The sequence below is a fragment of the Kitasatospora putterlickiae genome (genome assembly GCF_039527695.1).
Lineage (GTDB): Bacteria > Actinomycetota > Actinomycetes > Streptomycetales > Streptomycetaceae > Kitasatospora > Kitasatospora putterlickiae.
Genome location: NZ_BAAAKJ010000344.1, coordinates 1 through 691 on the forward strand (window position 1 = coordinate 1; position 691 = coordinate 691).

A 691-nucleotide genomic window follows, 5' to 3' on the forward strand; every position below is an offset into this window, starting at 1 on the left:
CTCGCGGGAACATCCAGACCCAACGCCGCCCACCGCGCGGCGTCCTGCACACTCTCGAAACGAACCGTGGCCTCGATACGGAAGTCGTTGAGATGACGACCGAAGGTGATCCGGCTCTGCTGACCGGAGTTGACGGAGGTACCGACCAACCGCCCGTTCTCCACCTTCCACTCGCCCTCAACAGCACTCCAGCCCGCCGGCAGGGCAGGACCGGCGAAGCGCTCGTCGACGACGACCTCACCGGGCGCAGGAACGGCAGGGGCGGCGGCGGCCGCGACCTCGCCGGGGGCGGCGGGCTCGGCGGAGGCGGCGCTCGGGGAGGTCAGCGCGACGGTGGTGAGGCTCAGTGCGGAGGCAACGGCGGCGGCCAGCAGGCCCGTGCGCCGTGCGCGGTGGGGGCGGTGACTCTGTGTCATGGGCGGAACGCTAGGGACGGCGACCGAACCGGAAGCCACCACTCCGAAAACCGTTCGTGACCATTGCGCGTGCGATTCGTGGCGATGGCGGATTCCTTGTGACAAGTGGCCGGTTCGCTTCCGCACGGTGCCTTCGGGCGGACACCCAGGTGGCCGCCCGGCTGAATGCGCGGCGGACCTGTAGCGTTGCGCTCCGTGCAACCCGGCGGACGCCGAACCGGGCCGGCTCGCCTACGTGCTCTACACCTCCGGCTCCACCGGCCGCCCCAAGGGCG

1 pseudogene is annotated in these 691 nt (G+C 71.1%); it reads right to left on the reverse strand.

Annotated features, from left to right (window positions below):
• Window positions 1-416, reverse strand: a pseudogene (locus ABD308_RS31890) (hypothetical protein); the annotation flags it as partial.
• Between the last annotated feature and the right edge of the window lie 275 nt (window positions 417-691).